General features: G+C 59.9%; 16 protein-coding genes and 1 pseudogene. 14 read left to right on the forward strand and 3 right to left on the reverse strand.

The features are described from left to right. Positions 1 to 490 precede the first annotated feature (490 nt). Positions 491 to 658, forward strand: a pseudogene (locus B5V02_RS28385) (JAB domain-containing protein); the annotation flags it as partial. 299 nt (positions 659 to 957) lie between these two features. Here B5V02_RS28385 and B5V02_RS28390 read toward each other — a convergent pair. Together B5V02_RS28390 and B5V02_RS28400 are read right to left on the reverse strand one after the other, a co-directional pair. Beyond that, positions 958 to 3,540 carry a bifunctional diguanylate cyclase/phosphodiesterase gene (locus tag B5V02_RS28390; RefSeq protein WP_111547635.1) on the reverse strand — a complete coding sequence of 861 codons (2,583 nt, stop codon included), beginning with the start codon at positions 3,538 to 3,540 and terminating at the stop codon, positions 958 to 960. 594 nt (positions 3,541 to 4,134) lie between these two features. Further along, the gene (locus B5V02_RS28400) at positions 4,135 to 5,001 is read right to left on the reverse strand and encodes a class I SAM-dependent methyltransferase (protein WP_111547348.1); all 867 of its coding nucleotides are present in this window, start codon (positions 4,999 to 5,001) and stop codon (positions 4,135 to 4,137) included. 452 nt (positions 5,002 to 5,453) lie between these two features. Between B5V02_RS28400 and B5V02_RS28405 the strand changes: the two genes are divergently transcribed. Further along, complete coding sequence (locus B5V02_RS28405; RefSeq protein ID WP_111547349.1) at positions 5,454 to 6,227, forward strand: hypothetical protein; 774 nt, start codon at positions 5,454 to 5,456, stop codon at positions 6,225 to 6,227. On the opposite strand, the gene B5V02_RS40215 is transcribed toward B5V02_RS28405, so the two are convergent. After that, positions 6,206 to 6,493, reverse strand: a complete 288-nt coding sequence (locus B5V02_RS40215) for a hypothetical protein (RefSeq protein ID WP_146606164.1) — start codon at positions 6,491 to 6,493, stop codon at positions 6,206 to 6,208. The two genes, B5V02_RS28405 and B5V02_RS40215, sit on opposite strands and share 22 nt — an antisense overlap. A 178-nt stretch (positions 6,494 to 6,671) precedes the next feature. Between B5V02_RS40215 and B5V02_RS28410 the strand changes: the two genes are divergently transcribed. From B5V02_RS28410 to B5V02_RS28465, 12 genes are all read left to right on the forward strand, one after another. Further along, positions 6,672 to 7,790 (forward strand): PfkB family carbohydrate kinase, encoded by a 1,119-nt coding sequence (locus tag B5V02_RS28410; RefSeq protein WP_245446276.1) that lies wholly within the window; start codon positions 6,672 to 6,674, stop codon positions 7,788 to 7,790. Positions 7,791 to 7,862: 72 nt separating this feature from the next. Beyond that, positions 7,863 to 8,639 carry a glutamine amidotransferase gene (locus tag B5V02_RS28415; protein ID WP_111547351.1) on the forward strand — a complete coding sequence of 259 codons (777 nt, stop codon included), beginning with the start codon at positions 7,863 to 7,865 and terminating at the stop codon, positions 8,637 to 8,639. A gap of 27 nt (positions 8,640 to 8,666) precedes the next feature. Continuing rightward, entirely contained in the window at positions 8,667 to 9,437 is a 771-nt protein-coding gene (locus B5V02_RS28420) for an ATP-binding cassette domain-containing protein (protein WP_111547352.1), read from the forward strand. Between the two features lie 34 nt (positions 9,438 to 9,471). Beyond that, entirely contained in the window at positions 9,472 to 10,458 is a 987-nt protein-coding gene (locus tag B5V02_RS28425; protein ID WP_111547353.1) for an autoinducer 2 ABC transporter substrate-binding protein, read from the forward strand. An 8-nt stretch (positions 10,459 to 10,466) separates the two neighbouring features. Then, positions 10,467 to 11,453, forward strand: a complete 987-nt coding sequence (locus tag B5V02_RS28430; protein ID WP_111547354.1) for an ABC transporter permease — start codon at positions 10,467 to 10,469, stop codon at positions 11,451 to 11,453. Next, positions 11,450 to 12,409, forward strand: a complete 960-nt coding sequence (locus tag B5V02_RS28435) for an ABC transporter permease (RefSeq protein ID WP_111547355.1) — start codon at positions 11,450 to 11,452, stop codon at positions 12,407 to 12,409. Before B5V02_RS28430 ends, B5V02_RS28435 begins: the two co-directional genes overlap by 4 nt. After that, positions 12,409 to 13,725 (forward strand): M20 family metallopeptidase, encoded by a 1,317-nt coding sequence (locus B5V02_RS28440; RefSeq protein WP_111547356.1) that lies wholly within the window; start codon positions 12,409 to 12,411, stop codon positions 13,723 to 13,725. Before B5V02_RS28435 ends, B5V02_RS28440 begins: the two co-directional genes overlap by 1 nt. Positions 13,726 to 13,937: 212 nt before the next feature. Then, positions 13,938 to 14,822: a cytochrome c oxidase subunit II gene (locus B5V02_RS28445; protein WP_111547357.1), complete on the forward strand. Its 885-nt coding sequence runs from the start codon at positions 13,938 to 13,940 to the stop codon at positions 14,820 to 14,822. Between the two features lie 21 nt (positions 14,823 to 14,843). Beyond that, positions 14,844 to 16,613 carry a cytochrome c oxidase subunit I gene (gene ctaD, locus B5V02_RS28450; protein ID WP_111547358.1) on the forward strand — a complete coding sequence of 590 codons (1,770 nt, stop codon included), beginning with the start codon at positions 14,844 to 14,846 and terminating at the stop codon, positions 16,611 to 16,613. After that, a complete protein-coding gene (locus B5V02_RS28455) occupies positions 16,610 to 17,314 on the forward strand; it encodes a cytochrome c oxidase subunit 3 (protein ID WP_111547359.1) in 705 nt (234 codons plus the stop codon). Before ctaD ends, B5V02_RS28455 begins: the two co-directional genes overlap by 4 nt. A 13-nt stretch (positions 17,315 to 17,327) precedes the next feature. Beyond that, complete coding sequence (locus tag B5V02_RS28460; protein ID WP_111547360.1) at positions 17,328 to 18,047, forward strand: heme-copper oxidase subunit III family protein; 720 nt, start codon at positions 17,328 to 17,330, stop codon at positions 18,045 to 18,047. Positions 18,048 to 18,056: 9 nt separating this feature from the next. Next, positions 18,057 to 18,458 (forward strand): cytochrome C oxidase subunit IV family protein, encoded by a 402-nt coding sequence (locus B5V02_RS28465; protein WP_111547361.1) that lies wholly within the window; start codon positions 18,057 to 18,059, stop codon positions 18,456 to 18,458. The last annotated feature ends 38 nt before the right edge of the window (positions 18,459 to 18,496 follow it).

Consider the following 18,496-nt stretch of genomic DNA (forward strand, 5'->3'; position numbering starts at 1 on the left):
GGGTGCAACAAGCTGTTGCACAACTCTGCTATCCATAACGCCCATGCCTGACCCGAACTACCTCACCCCTGAAGAAGTCATCGCTCGCTATCGCGGACAGGTAAGCGAAGGGACTCTTCGCAACTGGCGTTGCACGCGGATCGGGCCATCGTTCCTTAGATCGGCAAAGCAATCCTCTATCCGGGCGTCGAGTTGGATCGCTGGGACAAATCGATCCTCGTCGTCTGCAGACCCACACGCGAACTGCCGCGAGAAAAGGCGGCACCGTCAGAGTAGCAGAGAGGCAGTTCAGTCGTTCCGAGGTCGCTGGCTAGATAGATAGGCGTTCGGAATCCGTGGTTGATCGGGACGTCAGAGTACTGAGCAATTGCGATCATGCCCAACCATGAAAGATCACCACTGGTCACTCGATACATGCCCCAGTTAACGGCACCACCTCTTCAGCATGGGCATGCAAGCATTTGATAGATATGACGAATCTGATCATAGTATTTTGATCCACAACCATCCGTCAGGCGACCCGACGCCGTCGCGCGCCGACATCGAGATGACGAAGGAGATTGTCGACGCGGCCAAGCGACTGGGCATCGCCGTGCATGACCACATCATCATCGGGCGCAAAGGCCATTCCAGCATGAAGGGCCTGCTGCTGATCTAATGCATGTCGCCCAAAAGTGGCCCCGGTTTTGGGAGGACGACATGCATAAAACAAAGACCTAAAGCGCGTCGCTTGAATCCGCTCAAACGCGACGCGCTTTAGGTCTTGTTGCTGCCCTGAATGAACCGGGCTAATGCGGCAGTCCCCGGGGTGCGCTATTGCTGCCACGTCTGAAGAGCATGCGTTCGAGCAGCTCTTCCTTCAGCACGAAATGATGCACCAGCGCGGCCACGGGAATGGCCGAAGGCGGGGATAGCCCAGTCGACCCAATCGTGCCAGTCAAACGCCGGGTCTGACACCTAGCTGGCCGCGCGTAGACGCCGAGATCGAACAAAGGCCTTTAGGCCATCGGAATCCAACGCCTGCCCGAAGGCATAGCCTTGCAGTATGTCGCAGCCCAAGCCCTTGAGTACCCGTGCGTGCTCCATCGTCTCGACGCCTTCCGCAATGACCTCGATACCCAGGGACTTGCCGATTTCAATGATCGACGAAACAACCTGCCTTCGTTGCGGCGAGTTGACAATTGGAATGACCAGCTGCCGATCAATCTTCAGTCGGCGAGGCTGTAGCTTGAGTAGGCTGACTATGGAGGCATAGCCCGTACCAAAATCGTCTATCTCTATATCAATGCCGAGTTGCTTAATCTGATCGACATTCCAAGTTACCAAATCATCGTTTTCGTCAAGGAAAATTGACTCAACAAGCTCGAACGAAACTGTTCCCTTCTTGATATTTAGTTCTGTCAAGCTCTTTATAAGCTCTTCGTCTTGGAGGCGTCGCGCCGAAACGTTAACTGATACACGCGGTATATGAAGATTCGCAGCAGACCAGTCTTCAAAATCTGAAAGAGATTGGTTCAGTATGGTTCGATCGATCATCGAGACGACATTTAGTTCTTCTGCAATTCTTAGGAATACATCCGGCGCTAAAATACCCTTCTTTGGGTGTCTCCATCGCGCAAGCGCCTCGACTCCGACAATTTCGAGCGTTTTTGCGCTAAATTGGGGCTGGTAGAAGGCTATGAACTCGTTGCGCTCAAGGCCGCCGAGAACTTCGTCGGCAATCCGCTTTGTGTCGACGATTTCGCTTTGCATCGCCTCAGTGAAGAATTCGTGTCGATTGCGCCCACGACTCTTGGCTTGGTAAAGCGCGATGTCGGCGTTCACCAGCAGGTGCTTGGCTTCGGCGTCTTTTCCGTTGTCGACTGCAATTCCCACGCTAACACCAAAACGGCATCGATGGCCCTGGTAGTAAACGGGTTCGCTCATCTGGCTGATGACGCGGTCAGCCAGCAGCGCCAGTTGCTTGATATCGTCATACACCGTGCACAGGACGACGAATTCGTCTCCTCCGATCCGAGCGACGAATCCCCCATCCTCGACCTTGGATCGGAGGACGGCAGATGCGTGAACCAACATCGCGTCACCCGCAGCATGGCCAAGCGTATCGTTGATGTGCTTAAACCGATCCAGGTCGATGTGAAGCAGGGCCGCATAACCGCCGTCGCGCCTGGCGTTTGCTGCGTACTCTTCCAACAGCTGGTCGAGGTAACGACGATTGGGCAAACCGGTCAGCGAATCGTGAAGCGCGATATGCTCTATGCGCGCCTTGGCCGCCTCGAGTTCTGCATTTTTCGACTCGGACAATTGTTTCGCGCGAACCAGATCGCTGTTTAGCAGGACGTCAGCTGTCACGTCCCATTCCGCACCAATCATTTTGGGCGTCTCGTTTGGGGCTTGGTATATGGTCGCCTTGGATCGGACATGACGAATCTCGCCATCCGGACGAACAATCCGGTACTCCGACGAATATGTTCCGCGGCTGGCCACAGCACTGTCGAAATCTGCGTTGGCGCCGGCTAGATCCAAGGGGTGAATTGCGCCCGCCCAATCCGAGTAGCCGCGACGTCCTCCATCGCTGGGTTTGCCATATATTTCATTGACGCGGTCGTCCCACGACAGGTCATTGGTCGCGAGATCGTGTTCCCAAACGCCAATAGCCGACGCCTCCAAAGCGAGTTCTAGGCGTCTCGACAATCGACGCAGTTCCGCATAGTTGCGCTGTCTCTCGCCAATCAGACGACCTGTGACCAAGAATGGGATCACAACCAGCGCCCCGGCCGCGGCCATGATCGCGCGCAAGAACCACGCGTTGCTGGGCGTCGAAGGCCAGCCATTTTTGGGGATGGCTGCGATCTGCCACGAACCTGACGGGAGCAGAACTTCGGCCGTCACTGGATTGCTTTTGCGGACGCCCGCATCGCCGTAGAATTGATCTCCGCTTGGGCCGAGGGCGTCTTTACCGATGAGCGCGATGTCAATCCCGAGATCATCGTCAAACAGGCCGCTCGCCTTGTAAAGGCGCTGCACGTCGACAACGGCGGAAATGATGCCCCAGAACCTTTCCGTGTTGCCCGCACTCCGCACGAAAGCCGGAAAACGGCCGACGAAGCCTTGGCCTCCCTGCTTCAGGTCGACGGGACCGGCAAGAATCAACTTGCGCTCGTCTCGCGCCCGTAGCGCGGCCTCACGCTGCCGATCGTCCTTTCGGTAATCGAGGCCCACCGCTTTCTCGTTGCCCTTTAGCGGGTACATCAAGGAAACGACCAGATCGGGCGCGCCGGCAATATTGTTCAATTGCGAGTCCCCGCCAAACAGGTTGCTCGCGAGCGAAGCGAAGCGTTGCTGTCCCATATAGGGTTCTGTCACGACCGTCGCGACTAGCCCATGCACGAGTTGAAGGTTTCCGTTGATGTTCCCTTCTAGCTTGGCGCGGATCAGATTGACCTTGACCAGGACATCCGCGCGGGCGGCTTGGTCCGAGACGATTTTGTTCTGATGGTCGGCATACGCTGCGCTGATGACAATAACCAAAACCGCCACTGCGGCCGGAATATTTGCCGAGGAAAAAACGGCATCCTTTATGCCGCCGAACCTAGCGCCGAAAAGAGCCAATAGGGTGAAACTCCCCTGTGTTATTCAGGTTCTCGGATCGACCCGCCGATGGAACATTAGCTTTCATTAATTAATTTTGAACTTCACAGTCCTGAAAACTTTGCACTTTCCGACCGTTGATGTCGTTCCCGGTCCCTCCGGAATGGTTGGAACTAATGCATGTCGCTCAAAAGTGGCCCCGGTTTTGAGGCAACGACATGCATGGAAACAAAGACTTAAAGCGCGCCGCATGAATCCGTTTCGACGCGACGCGCTTTAGCCGCCGGCTCCACTTGACATCTTCACGCTGCCTCGGCCACTGACGCAGCTAAGTTGTCGGCACCATAGCTGGGCGATACTGAAGGACTACGGGCTGCACTTCAGAGAATCGATGGGATCACCGTTCAGACGAGAAGCCTCGGCGATGGTTGCTTGTCAGGAGTTTCTGCCGGTTGTCCAGCCGCTTCTGACCATTCACGAGCAGGTCTGCCTCAAGCAGAGAAGCTCAGGCGACGGGTCTGTCGTCCATGCTCAACAGTGCGGCTAGTGGCCCTCAATCGCTTTAGGAGCAACAAGATATGGTACCTTGCCGACGCTACGCTTCGTCGCGCCAATAGAATAGGCCATTGGGATCTTGGGAGAGGTCTTTGGCAAGCCGTACATATCCTTGCCGGCCCTCACTGCAAATGAAAAGTGCTGCCACGAAACCGTGTCATGCTCATTCAGAAAATCGAGCGTCAGCCCCGCTGAAATCAGCGCGTTCACCACGTCACTGATCGGATGAATCCACTCATAATAGCGAGGATGTTTCAAGACGCGGTCGTCGCCGGTATAGGTCCGTTCCTCGTTCCAGGCGAGTGGTCGAGCTGTTGGCGTCCGCCAGTCGTGCTTCAACTCCAGCGCCGCAGCTTTGCGATCGCACTGGAACATCAACGGATGGCCCTCGGCCATATAGAGCCGGCCTCCTGGTCGCAGAAGATCGGCAACAACCCGCGCCCAGCGGAACACGTCATCCAGCCAGTTTACCGAACCCCAGGTAACGTAAGCGATGTCAAAGGTCCGGCCGAGCGCTTCGACCGCCTCGAATAATGGCGCTTCCACGAAGCGTACGTCAGTGCCTGCCTTCGCAGCGAAATCCCGCGCAGCTGCGATCGCCATCGGTGAAAAGTCGAGGCCGGTCACGCTGCCCGCGCCGAGATTCTTCAAGCTGATCGTGTCGAGCCCGATATGACATTGCAAATGGACGACATCCTTGCCGACAATATCACCGACCTCGCCCGTTTCCAGTTCATAGAGATTGGACCCGCCTGCCAGCACATTTTCGATCTGGTAGCTGCCTGTTGTGTCGGTCGAATGCAGTTCGGCCCGATCATCCCAATTAAGTCGGTTGGCACCCAGAAACGGTTCCAAATTTCCCCCAATTCCCAGCCATGACTGACGCTGGTAAACAAATCGTTAATATACCTTTGCAGCGAAAGAGTCGCGCGTCAATCCGAGGCCGGCGAGCGGTGCGCCTACGTCGCAAAGCCCATACCCCGAAGAGGTGGCACCGGTTTCCAAGGTGAGTGGCGCCGCGCTGGATCGCGCCCACCGACTTCCTTATTTCAACGCCTTTCCGACAGACCACTCGACGATCGTCACCGTGCCGCTGGTTGGCAGCTAGGACTATGGTCTGGCAGGCATGGGACTTCAGTGCCGCAGCGGTCGATTTGTATGGAATATCAAATAATTATGGCGCATGCAGGCTGCCAGATCGCAGATTGAAACCGCTTTTGTCTAAAGTTTACTCCGCACAATTAGCGATTTCTCATACGACGCTGCTTTAGCGGTTGGGCGGAGGTGGCGATTCCCGAGGAGACACCATGACAAACCGAAAAACTCTGTTCGCGGCGCTTGCCGCATTGGCGCTTCTGGCGTCTCCGGCGCTCGCTGGCAACGGGCACGGCGGTGGCAATGGCAACGGTGGTGGCAACGGCAATGGCGGCGGTGGCAATGCCGGCGGCAATGGCAATGGCAAGAGTGGGGCTTCGCATAGCAAGAGCGGGGCGTCGCATGGCAAGTCCGCATCGGCCCCAGGGCATGTGGCCAAGGCGGACACCACGGTCGATACGACTACCAAGGTCGCGTCCGTACCCAAGGACAAGAACATCCATGCCAAGCTCGGCCGGCTGAACTCGCTGCAGCGCAACATCAACGCCTATATGAACTCCAAGAGCAAGAAGTTCGCTGCCATTCAGGCCTTCGTGACGCAGTCCGCGAAAGCCAAGAACGCCCAGGCCGCGGCTGACGCGGCGGCCGCCACAGCGGCCGACGCGCAGGCTCAGCTGAACACCCTGAATGCGCAGTTGACCGCGCTGCAGGCGAACCCGTCCGCCACGCCTGCACAAATCCAGGCCCTGAAGGATCAGATCACTGCTCAGCAGGCCATTGTCGACGCCGACAACGCGAAGGCCGCCCAGGCCCAGGCGGACGCTGACGCGGCAACGGTCGGCACCGATCCGGCATCGCTCGACGCGGCGCTGACGGACATGGCCAACAAGCCTGTCGACGCCGATGTCACGGCTTGGGCCGAGGGTGTCCTGGCCGACAAGATCGACCAAATGGCCGCCGCGCTTCAAGCGGCGGAGACACCGTAGGCATCGCGACCCAAACTGCGGTAGCAGTCAGAGAAAGATGCCGCCGGGCTTTGCCCGGCGGCATTGCCGTTTCCAGGCCATTGAGAAGAAAGCCGGTCGCTAACGCGCCCCCGGCGTGATCCATTGCCGATAAATCGGACCTGCGCCGAACGCCCGATCGGCCACGCCGATCGAATAAGATGCAGAAAATTCGTATGCACAATCTCTTTGCTGAAAATTTGAAAATTGTTCAATTTCGGAAAGAGCGATCCAGAAATCAGCTTCAATTCAGGACAGTATTCCAAGTGTGAAGAATAATCTCCCATTCTTTAGAAGATAATTTCGTTGAGGGGCGGCATATCCGCTGCTACCGTTTGAAACGCTTCAATCGGAACCAGGCAATTGCAACGCAAGCGCCCAACCATAGCGGATGTCGCACGAACCGCCGGTGTTTCCATCGGAACGGTGTCGAACTTCATCAATGGGACGGCCGGCCTCAAGGAAGGCACGCGCGACCGCATCGAGAAGGCGGTTGCCGCACTGATGTACCGGCCGAGCTCGTTTGCGCGCTCGCTGCCGGGCCGCGCGCCACGCAGGCCAAAAAATCTGGACCATCTGCCAAGGCTTCTCGTCGCTGGCCGGGTGAGCGTCGACTTCCTGTGCCGGGTCGACGTATTGCCGCATCGCGACGACCGGATCACCGCCAGCCACATCGAAAAGGCGTTGGGCGGGCCAGCGGCCAATCTCGCGGTTGCTGCCGCCGGCGTCGGAGCGCCCTACGCTCTTGACGTGGAGTTGGCGACAGCGGTCGGCGAGGATGCCGAGAGCGACTGGGCGCTCGGCGCGCTTTCGAAACTGGGCGTCCATGCCTTGCCGATCCGCAGCACGCCCAACAACCGCCTCTCGCAGGCGATCGTGATTATCGAGCGCAATGGCAGCCGCACGATCATCAGCGAACCGTTTGAGCTTGGCGAGGTCGATTTGACCGCCAATCTCGATATCCAGCCCGAGCAACGTCCCGCCTGCCTTCACATCGAGGGCTTTCACTATGAAACGATGACCGCTTCCATCGCGCGCTTTCATCAGGCCGGATGGAAGGTGAGCCTGCATTCTGCCGGCCTGCCCAAAAGCGCGCGCACGCCGGAAACCTTCACGCAGATGATCAGACAGATCGACCTGACCTTCATCAACGACGTGATGATGCGGGAGATTTTCGACTTTCGCACCCGGATGGCGACAATGATCGAAGAGGTGCGGCTGATGCTGTCACGCATCAAGCGGCGCGGAACGGTTGTGCTCACCCTCGGCGAATTTGGCGCGGTCGTATTTCCGGCAAACGGCGGCCCGCAGATCGAGGTGCCGGCACTGCCCGTCAATCGCGTCGATGCGACGGGCGCTGGCGACAGCTTTGCCGGAATCTTCCTCAGCCTGTGGCTGCACGGCGCGTCGCTGGACGATGCCGCCCGCCATGCGGCGATTGGTGCGAGCCTGACGACAACGGTCGAAGGCGCGCAAGGATACATTGCGGACTTTGCAACATTGAAGGCTGCCGCCTTGGAGAACAAGGCCATGATAGCAAGCTGAATCAATGGCTTATCGACTTTTCGACCTATAGCAGACAGCCATCCCATCTGGCGACATCAGGAGAGTTTGGTCATGACGAAAACGAAAGTCCTTCTGGTCGGCGAGAGCTGGGTGAGTTCGGCGACCCACTACAAGGGGTTCGATCAGTTCGGCAGCGTCACCTTTCATCTCGGGGCAACGCCTCTGGTTGACGCCTTGAAAGACAGTGAATTCGATCTCGACTACATGCCGGCCCACGAGGCTGTCGAGAAGCTGCCTTTCACCATGGAGGGCCTGTCGCAATACAAGGCGATCATCCTGTCCGACATTGGCGCCAACTCGCTCCTGCTCCATCCCGATGTCTGGCTGCACGGCAAGACGGTCCCCAACCGCGTCAAACTCTTGCGCGACTGGACGCTGGCTGGCGGCGGCCTGATCATGATCGGCGGCTATTTCAGCTTCCAGGGCATCGACGGCAAGGCCCGCTGGCATCGCACGGCAGTCGAGGATGCCTTGCCGGTGACCTGCCTTCCCAACGATGACCGGCTTGAAATTCCCGAAGGCTTTCGGCCTTCGATCATTGGCCCCAGGGATCATCCGATTTTTGCCGGCATCGAAGGCGACTGGCCGCTGCTGCTCGGCGCCAACGAGGTCGTTGCTCGCGATCGGGACGATGTCGAGGTTCTGGCGCGGCTGCCGCAGGACCAGGGCAGCCATCCCTTGCTGGTCACCGGACGTCATGGCGAAGGGCGCACGCTGGTCTGGACGTCGGATATCGGTCCGCACTGGCTGCCAAACAGTTTTGTCGAATGGCCCGGCTACGCGCGCCTTTGGACCAACGTGCTCCGCTGGGTCAGCAAGGCCGTCTAGCCAACCGCAGTCGCCGGGGGAACCGCCATGACAGAACCGTTTCTTGTGGCCAGGAACATCGCCAAACGCTTTGGCGCGCTGACCGCGCTTGCCAATGTCGACCTGGAAATCCGCTCCGGCGAGGTGCTGGCGCTGCTCGGCGACAACGGCGCGGGCAAATCGACTTTCATCAAGATCCTGGCGGGCGCCCATCCGCCCAGCGATGGCGAACTGGTCATCGAGGGCAGTCCGGTGGCTTTTTCCTCGCCCAAGGATGCAGCGTCATCGGGGATCGCGACGATCTTCCAGGAACTGGCGCTCTCGGAAAACCTGTCGATTGCCGAAAACGTCTTTCTCGGCCGTGAATTGAAACGCTCCATTTTGGGCATACCCTTTCTCAAGCGCAAGGAAATGCGCCAGCGCGTCGATGGCCTGCTGAAAGAACTCGACGCCCATATTTCCGATCCGGAAGCACCGGTCGGCAGCCTGTCGGGTGGCCAACGCCAGGCCGTGGCCATCTGCCGGGCGCTCAATCTCAATGCCAGGTTGGTCATCATGGATGAGCCGACGGCAGCCCTTGCCGTCGCCGAGACCCGCAAGGTCCTGGCGCTGACGCGGCGGCTCGCCGCGCGTGGCTGTGCCGTCGTCCTCATCAGCCACAACATTTCCGAAGTTTTCGAAGTTGCCGACCGGATCGTGGTGTTCCGGCGCGGCCGCAAGGTGGCCGAACGGCTGGCGGCCGAGACCAATCACGAGGAAGTCGTTTCGCTCATAACAGGCGCTCATCCCGACGTGCGGGCGCTTGAAAAACCAAACTGAAACGCACGTCATTTCCAGAGAGGATCAAACCACAATGCTTTCACAGTTCAAGAAAGTGCTCGCAGCCTCCGCACTGTCACTCGTCGTTGCGACGGCAGCGCACGCCGCGGACAAACACAAGGTCGCCTTCGTCCCGCAGCTGATAGGCATTCCCTATTTCAACGCCATGGAAGCCGGCGGCAATCGCGCCGCCAAGGATCTGGGCGTCGATTTCATCTATTCCGGTCCCGTCGACACCAACCCGGTCGACCAGTTGCAGATCGTCCAGAACCTGATCGATCAGGGTGTCGAGGCGATCTCGGTCAGCGTCCTTGATGCCTCCAGCATCGCCCCTGTTGTCGAGAGCGCCAAGGCGAAGGGCATCAAGCTGTTCACCAGCGACAGCGATGCGCCCGACAGCGGCCGCGCGGTCTATGTGGCCCAGGCGACCGACGAAGGCCTCGGCACGACGATCATCGACGAACTCGTCAAGCGCGTTGGCGAGGACGCGACGATCGGTATCGTCTCCGGCGAAGCAACGGCGTCCAATCTCAATGCCTGGATCGGCTTCATGCAGAAAGAGGCAGCCGCCAAATATCCGAAGCTGAAGCTGCTCGCGCCGCAATTCGCCGGTGGCACCGCTGAGCGCGCCGCGCAGATCTCCGGCGATCTCATGGCCGCCAACCCCGATATCAAGGCCATCATCGCAGTCGCATCCTCGACATGCCCGGGTGTTGCCCAGGCAATCGAGACCGCCGGCAAGATCGGCTCCGTCATCGGCGCGGGCTACTGCAGTCCGAACACGGCACGCTCCTACCTGAAGAGCGGCGCCTTCGGCTTCACCGTGCTGTGGGATCCCGAGCAGCTTGGCTATCTCACCGTCTGGGCCGGCAAGCAGCTGATCGACGGCAAGGCATTCGAGGCGGAAAACAAGATTGCCGGCCTCGACAAGCCGGTCACCTACGATGCCGCGAAGGGCATTCTGCTGCTCGGACCGCCGGCTGTCTTTACCAAGGACAACGTCGACAAGTTCAACTTCTGAGCTCCGGCATGTACGCGGTGCGACAGTTTGGAAACGGTATCTTCTCCATGAACGGGCGGGAGTGGTCTCTGCTTGTCGCCTGTTTGCTGGCGATCATCCTCTTTTCTGTCGTATCGCCCCATTACGCGACCTCTGGCAATGCAGCCACGGTCCTGCGCAACAGCGTTGAACTGCTGCTGATCGGCCTTGGCATGACCTTGTTGCTCGCCATGGGCGGCATCGATGTGTCGATCGGCATCGTCATGGGGCTCGCGGCGATCGCCATCGGTCGCGTGCTTGGTGCCGGCGGCAATCCGCTGCTGGCGCTTGTTGCAGGCCCCATGGTCGGCGCGCTGCTGGGGTGTGTTACAGCCACCGTCGTCGTCCTCGGCCGCGTTCCGGCGATTGTCGGAACGCTTGGCCTGCTCGGCGTCTACCGCACCGCTGTCTTCGTCCTTCTCGGCGGGCAATGGCTTTCCGGCCTGCCCTCGAGCCTCACCAATCTGCTTGCAACCACCGTGCTTGGCGTCCCCGTCCCTGCCCTGGTGATTGCGATTGCCTATCTGGCCGTTTGGCTGGCGTTGCGGCGAACCCCTTATGGGCTGCACTTGCTGGCGATCGGCAATTCGGAGGAAAAGGCGCGGCTGTCAGGCATCCCGGTGATCAAGACCCGCTTCATGACCTTCGTCATCAGCTGCGTCCTGACCGGCATCGCCGCCACTTTCTATGTCGCCACCTACCGCAATGTGGAAATGACGATCGGCAGCACGCTGGCGCTCGATGCCATTGCCGCGGTCATACTCGGCGGCACAAGCATATTGGGCGGTAGATGCAGCCTGATCGGCACCGTGCTCGGTGTGCTTCTCCTGCGAATTCTCCAGAACGGATTGCTTCTGATTGGTGTCCCTTCTCTCTGGCAGCCTGTCGTCACCGGCATTCTCATCATTGGCGTGCTTGGCTTCGAAGCCGTTTCCAATCGCTTCCCTCTGGTCCAGCTCCTGCGAGCCCGCGCATGAAGACGCTCAGGAATCTGCAGGGCCCGGCCCTCACCCTGGCCTTGCTGTGCGGGCTGTGGTTGATCGTGATCTTGGGCCTGCTGGTGCTCAAGCCTTCGGTCTACAATCTCGGCACCGTCACCACCATCCTGCAATTCTCGACGATCCTGGCCTTGGTTGGACTTGGACAGGGGTTGGTCATCCTGGCCGGCGGCGCGGGCATCGACCTGTCGGTCGGCGGCGCGGTCTCGCTCTCCGCCATCGTTGCAATGCTTTCCGTCAAGTTGGGCTTGCCGCCCGTTCTGCTGCCTGTCGTCTGCATTCTTGCCGGCGCGATGCTCGGCGCCTTGAACGGATGGCTGGTCAACGGGCTCGCCCTCCTGCCCTTCATTGCGACACTGGGCACATTCTTCGTCTATTCCGGCGTTGCTCTTGCCGTCACCGGCGGCGCGGCGCAGGCGGGCGTGCCCTCCTGGCTGCTCCTGTGGGGGCGCGGCGTCGTCATGGGCATCCCAGTGCCCTTTCTCACCCTTGCGATCCCGTGCTTCGCGCTTGCCGGCCTGGTGCTGCTCTCGACCGCCTGGGGGCGCTGGATCTACGCGATGGGCTTCAACGAACGCTCGGCCAGACTGGTCGGCATTCCGGTCGACCGGGTTCGCTTCATTCTCTACTCCTTGAGTGGCGCACTTGCCGGCGCCGCCGGTCTCGTCTCGATCGCCTGGCTCGGCAGCGGCAGGCCCAATATCGGCCAGAACCTCGAGCTCGAATCGCTGACTGCCGCCATGCTCGGGGGCATAGCCATCACCGGCGGACGTGGGGGCGTTGGCGGCGTGTTCGCGGCCGTCCTGCTGCTGGTCACGCTGAAGACCGGTCTTCTGCAATTGAACATCAACACGGTTTGGCAGGTGGGAATTGTCGGCGCCCTTCTTGTTTTCGTCCTTCTCGCCGACCGACTTTCCCAACGTTGGAGATCATAATGCCGTCCATGGAAGAGATCATTGCCGCGCGCGTCGAGGCAACCGCCGATCGCATCGTCGAAACGCTGAGCGATCTCGTCGCCTTCCCCTCGATCGTGAAATCGAATCCCAGGGATGCCGGCCCCGGCGAGCGTGATTGCCAGCTGTATCTGCAAAAGCGCCTAGAGGCGCTCGGCTTCTCGACCGATCTGTGGGATCCGGACGGCCCGGCGCTCTACGAAAAATACAAGGGGCGCGCCGGCGCCAACAAGGGCCGGACGTTCGAGGGCAGACCCAATCTCGGCGGCGTCTTGAAGGGCACGGGCGGCGGACGTTCCATCATGCTTACCGGCCATATCGACGTCGTCCCGCCGGGCGCCGCCAGCCATTGGACGACCGACCCGTTCCAGCCAGTCCTCAAGGACGGATTTCTGCACGGCCGCGGCACGGTCGACATGAAAGGCGGCGTCGCCTGCATGCTGATGGCCCTCGAGATCCTGAAGGAGCTCGACATTCCCCTGTCCGGCGACGTCGTCTTCACCACCGTCGTCGATGAGGAAATCGGTGGCATGGGCTCGCTCGCCATGGTCGATCGCGGCTTTCACGCCGACGCTGGCATCATGACCGAACCGACGGCAAACAAAATCGCACCGCTTTGCCACGGCATTCTGTGGGGAAGGATCATCATCGACGGCATAGGCGGGCACGCGGAACTGACGCCGAATGCCTGGTATTCGAGCGGCCCGGTCGATGCTGTCCAGCTTTGCCGGCAAATCCTCGACGGCATCGATATTCTCAACCGGCGCTGGATGTTCGATCCGAAGAAGAACCATCCTTTGATGGACCTGCCGAATCAGATCATCGTCACCCAGATGAGTGCCGGCGAACATCCCTCCTCCATGGCGGGGCGCGGCGAGATCATCATCGACGCGCAGTATCTGCCAAGCGAGCATGACGAGTTCAAGCTGGGCGGCAACGTCAAGCGCGAAATCGAAGAGCATATCGCCAATGTCTGTCAGGCAGATCCCTATCTGCGCCAGCATCCTGCCCGGGTCGAGTGGATCCTCGATGCGGATTGCGCCGAGATTCCGTCGGACAATCCCTTCGTCGGCGTCTTCCAGCAGGCCGTCAAGCAAGCCAATCTGTCGCCGGTCCTGAGTGGCTTTGGCGCGCACAGCGACATCGGCCTGCCGACCGGCCTTGGCAACACCCCGACCGTCAACTTCGGTCCTGGCGATCCGGCGCAAGCGCATCAGCCGAACGAACGCGTCTCGGTGCGCGATCTCGTCGATTGTACAAAGGCAATTGCAATCGCCGTCCAGAAATGGTGCCGCTAGCGGCGGCAACATCATCGGGCGGAAAGGCCAATCCAGCATGAACGGCCTGCTGCTGATCCGGAAACGGGCTTTTCGAAGGGTCGCGGCGGCAAAAGACGGCATTTTTCCCGTCAAGATAGTCGGCTCTGGAATTCCGATCGCAAATCAAGCATGATGACCTTGGCATTGGTCGGGACAGCTTCGCGCGCCCTCGAATGCCGGGAGGACGGGACATGGCCGTAGCGCTTGTACTCGTTTTGGTCGTCGTGGGCTCGGTGTTGTTTCACCTCCTGAGCCCATGGTGGTGGACGCCGATTGCCTCCAACTGGAGCTATATCGACAACACCATCATCATCACCTTCTGGATCACCGGCGTCGTCTTCGCCGCCGTGGTTCTATTCATGGCCTATTGCGTCTTCCGCTTCCGTCATCGGGAAGGAAACCGGGCCGCCTACGAACCGGAGAACAAACGGCTCGAATCGTGGCTGACTATCGTCACCGCGGTTGGGGTCACGGCGTTGCTGGTTCCCGGCCTGTTCGTCTGGAGCCGGTTTGTCAACGTCCCGAGCGACGCAACCGACGTCGAAGTCGTCGGCCAGCAGTGGCAGTGGAGTTTCCGCCTGCCCGGCAAGGACGGCAAGCTTGGCACATCCGACACCCGCGACGTCACCGCTGACAATCCGCTGGGCGTGATCGCCAGCGATCCCAATGGTCAGGACGATGTCGTGGTCGAGGCGGCCGATCTGCATCTGCCGGTCGGCAAACCGGTCAAGATGCTGCTCCGCTCGATCGATGTGCTGCACGATTTCTATGTGCCGGAATTCCGCGCCAAGATGGATATGATCCCGGGCTCGGTCACCTATTTCTGGTTCACCCCGACCAAAACCGGAACCTTTCAGGTCTTGTGCGCCGAACTTTGCGGCCAAGGCCATCCTTTGATGCATGGTGTGGTCATGGTCGACACCCAGCAAGACTACCTGGCCTGGCTTGGCCAGCAGCAGACTTTCGCCCAGTTGTCGGCACCCCAGCAAACGGGCTCGGCAGACCAGGCGCCGGGCAACACGGCGGCGTCAGGTTTGAAAATTGCAGCAAAGCTCGAAACGGTCGGGTCTCGCTGAAAAGGACACGGAGGTGTTCCTATGGTCGACATCACGCCTGCAGATGGCATCCCGCCGGCCGAAGTCGCGGAAGTCGAACTGTACCATCCGCACAGTTGGTGGACGAAGTACGTCTTCTCGCAGGACGCCAAGGTCATCGCCATACAGTATTCGGCGACGGCGACGGGAATAGGCCTGGTCGCCCTGGTGCTGTCCTGGCTGATGCGGCTGCAGCTCGGCTTCCCCGGTACGTTCGACTTCATCACACCGGAAGCCTACTACCAGTTCATCACCATGCACGGCATGATCATGGTGATCTACCTGCTCACCGCCCTCTTCCTCGGCGGCTTTGGCAACTATCTGATCCCATTGATGGTCGGCGCGCGTGACATGGTCTTTCCCTATGTCAACATGCTGAGCTACTGGATCTACCTGCTCGCCGTGCTGGTTCTGGTGTCGAGCTTCTTTGCGCCCGGCGGACCGACCGGGGCCGGCTGGACGCTCTACCCGCCGCAAGCCATCATGAGCGGCACACCAGGCGGCCAGGACTGGGGCATCATCCTGATGCTCTCCTCGCTGATCCTGTTCATCATCGGCTTCACGATGGGCGGCCTGAACTATGTGGTGACTGTGCTGCAGGGCCGCACGCGCGGCATGACAATGATGCGCCTGCCGCTGACCGTCTGGGGCATCTTCACCGCGACCGTCATGGCGCTGCTCGCCTTCCCGGCGCTGTTCGTCGCTTGCGTGATGATGCTGCTCGACCGCGCCCTCGGCACTAGCTTCTTCATGCCGGCGATCTCCGAGATGGGCGAGCAACTGCAGCACAATGGCGGCAGTCCGATCCTGTTCCAGCACCTGTTCTGGTTCTTCGGCCATCCCGAGGTCTACATCGTGGCGCTGCCGGCGTTCGGCATCGTATCCGACCTGATCAGCACCCACGCACGCAAGAACATCTTCGGCTACCGCATGATGGTCTGGGCCATCGTCGGCATTGGCGCGCTGAGCTTCGTTGTCTGGGCGCACCACATGTATGTCAGCGGCATGGACCCCTATTTTGGCTTCTTCTTCGCCACCACGACGCTGATCATCGCCGTTCCGACCGCCATCAAGGTCTACAATTGGGTGCTGACCCTATGGCGTGGCGACATCCATCTCACCATACCCATGCTCTTTGCCCTGGCGTTCATCGTCACCTTTGTAAATGGCGGGCTGACCGGGTTGTTTCTCGGCAATGTCGTCGTCGATGTTCCGCTGTCCGACACGATGTTCGTCGTCGCCCACTTCCATATGGTCATGGGTGTCGCCCCGATCCTCGTGGTTTTTGGCGCGATCTACCACTGGTACCCGAAGGTCACCGGCCGGATGCTCAACGAGACGTTGGGCCGGTTCCATTTCTGGGTCACGTTCCTCGGCGCCTACCTGATTTTCTTCCCCATGCACTACCTCGGCCTGATGGGCGTGCCGCGGCGCTACGCTGAACTGACCGACATGACCATCATGACGGAGTCGGCCCACCACCTGAACTCGTTCATCAGCATCATGGCCTTCATCGTCGGCTTTGCCCAAATGGTGTTCCTGTTCAATCTGATCTGGAGCATCCGCCATGGCCGCGAGGCCGGCGGCAATCCGTGGCGGGCGACGACCCTCGAATGGCAGACCCCGCAAACACCGCCGGCGCACGGCAATTTCGGCAAGGACCTGCCTATCGTCTATCGCTGGGCCTATGACTACAGCGTACCGGGCGCCAAGGAGGATTTCATCCCGCAGAACATGCCGGGCTCCTTCGGCCCCTCGAGGGAGCAGGCATGAGCGTCATCCTGGTCTTCCTGCTCGTCATCGCCGGTTTTGCCGGATGGTGGCTTTCGCACCAGAGGCTGACGAACAAGCCATGGCTCGAGCAAGGTCTGGCCGGCGATCTTGTCGGCCTCGACCGGTCGGCGCTGCCCACCGCCAAGATCGGCCTCGGCGTCTTCCTCACCGTGGTCGGCTGCCTATTTTCGCTGTTCACCAGCGCTTACTTCATGCGCATGGGCCTGTCGGACTGGCGGCCTCTGCCGTTGCCGCGCCTGCTCTGGCTGAACACAGGCGTGCTGGTCCTGAGCAGCATCGCGCTGCAATGCGCCGTGGTGGCGGCACGCAACGGTCAGATCGACATGGTCAGGCTTGGCCTTGCCACGGCCGGGCTCACGGCGCTTGCCTTCCTGATCGGACAGCTCATGGCATGGCGGCAGATGACCGAAGATGGCTATCTGCTAAGCTCTAATCCGGCCAACAGCTTTTTCTACCTGATCACTGGCATGCATGGCCTGCATATACTGGGCGGGCTGGTGGGCCTGGGCAGAACAACCGTCGGCGCATGGAACGGAGCACGACCCGAGCGGCTTCGCCTCGGCGTCGAACTGTGCGCCATGTACTGGCATTTCCTGCTCTTCGTCTGGCTCGCCATCTTTGCCCTGCTGGCCGGTTGGGCCGCTACGTTCATCGACATTTGCCGACAGTTGCTGACCTGAAGGGATCAAGCGGATGGCAGAGACACTGACGCATATCGGCAAGACGGAGCCACGGCCCTCAGGCTGGCAAGGCATTGCCGCCGACTGGTCCTCGGATCAGCGTGCGTTCAAGAACGTGTCCTGGGGCAAGGCCATGATGTGGATCTTCCTGCTCAGCGACACCTTCATCTTCGGCTGCTTCCTGCTCTCCTACATGACCGCGCGAATGTCGACACGCGTGCCGTGGCCCAATCCGAGCGAAGTCTTTGCGCTTCGCATCGGCGGCTCGGATATCCCGCTGATCCTGATTGCCATCATGACCTTCGTGCTGATCTCAAGCAGCGGAACGATGGCCATGGCGGTCAATTTCGGCTATCGCCGCGACCGCCGCAAGACGGCAATCCTCATGCTTCTGACCGCGGCACTCGGCGCGACGTTTGTCGGCATGCAGGCCTTCGAATGGACCAAGCTCATCACTGAAGGGGTACGGCCCTGGGGCAATCCCTGGGGCGCCGCACAATTCGGTTCGTCCTTCTTCATGATCACCGGTTTCCACGGCACTCATGTGACGATCGGGGTGATCTTCCTGATCATCGTGGCGCGAAAGGTCTGGCGCGGCGATTTCGACACCGGACGACGCGGCTTCTTCACCAGCCGCACGGGCCGTTACGAGAATGTCGAGATCATGGGGCTGTACTGGCACTTCGTCGACCTGGTCTGGGTGTTCATCTTCGCATTCTTCTATCTTTGGTGAGAGGCAGACATGGCAGAAGCAACCGCAAACGGCCTCGGACAACACGCGCTACACGCTAGTCATGCACATGAGGCGCCGGCGGCCGTCGCCCACGCCGACGAGCATCAGGAACATCCCATCAAGCTCTATCTGGTGGTCTGGGCTTGGCTGTTCATCCTCAGCACCTGCTCGTACCTGGTCGATTATTTCGGCCTGCAAGGCTATCTCAGATGGTCGCTGATCCTGATCTTCATGATCCTCAAGGCAGGGCTGATCGTCGCCGTCTTCATGCACATGGCCTGGGAGCGGCTGGCGCTGGCCTATGCGATCATCCTGCCGCCGATACTGGTGCTGGTGTTCACGACAATGATGGTCTTCGAAGCCGACTACACCCTTTTCACCAGGCTGGCGTTTTTCGGATCCGGGCACTGACGCGCAAACCCGTGCGTCGCTCACTCCGGCAAGGGAGG

The organism is Mesorhizobium kowhaii (assembly GCF_003253745.1).
GTDB classification, from domain to species: Bacteria; Pseudomonadota; Alphaproteobacteria; order Rhizobiales; family Rhizobiaceae; genus Mesorhizobium; species Mesorhizobium kowhaii.

Excerpts from the sequence above, each read along its gene's own strand:
- B5V02_RS28405 (WP_111547349.1), top strand. The coding sequence starts at position 5,454 with ATGACAAACCGAAAAACTCTGTTCGCGGCGCTTGCCGCATTGGCGCTT.
- B5V02_RS28415 (WP_111547351.1), top strand. The coding sequence starts at position 7,863 with ATGACGAAAACGAAAGTCCTTCTGGTCGGCGAGAGCTGGGTGAGTTCG.
- B5V02_RS28420 (WP_111547352.1), top strand. The coding sequence starts at position 8,667 with ATGACAGAACCGTTTCTTGTGGCCAGGAACATCGCCAAACGCTTTGGC.
- B5V02_RS28425 (WP_111547353.1), top strand. The coding sequence starts at position 9,472 with ATGCTTTCACAGTTCAAGAAAGTGCTCGCAGCCTCCGCACTGTCACTC.
- B5V02_RS28430 (WP_111547354.1), top strand. The coding sequence starts at position 10,467 with ATGTACGCGGTGCGACAGTTTGGAAACGGTATCTTCTCCATGAACGGG.
- B5V02_RS28435 (WP_111547355.1), top strand. The coding sequence starts at position 11,450 with ATGAAGACGCTCAGGAATCTGCAGGGCCCGGCCCTCACCCTGGCCTTG.
- B5V02_RS28440 (WP_111547356.1), top strand. The coding sequence starts at position 12,409 with ATGCCGTCCATGGAAGAGATCATTGCCGCGCGCGTCGAGGCAACCGCC.
- B5V02_RS28445 (WP_111547357.1), top strand. The coding sequence starts at position 13,938 with ATGGCCGTAGCGCTTGTACTCGTTTTGGTCGTCGTGGGCTCGGTGTTG.
- ctaD (WP_111547358.1), top strand. The coding sequence starts at position 14,844 with ATGGTCGACATCACGCCTGCAGATGGCATCCCGCCGGCCGAAGTCGCG.
- B5V02_RS28455 (WP_111547359.1), top strand. The coding sequence starts at position 16,610 with ATGAGCGTCATCCTGGTCTTCCTGCTCGTCATCGCCGGTTTTGCCGGA.
- B5V02_RS28460 (WP_111547360.1), top strand. The coding sequence starts at position 17,328 with ATGGCAGAGACACTGACGCATATCGGCAAGACGGAGCCACGGCCCTCA.
- B5V02_RS28465 (WP_111547361.1), top strand. The coding sequence starts at position 18,057 with ATGGCAGAAGCAACCGCAAACGGCCTCGGACAACACGCGCTACACGCT.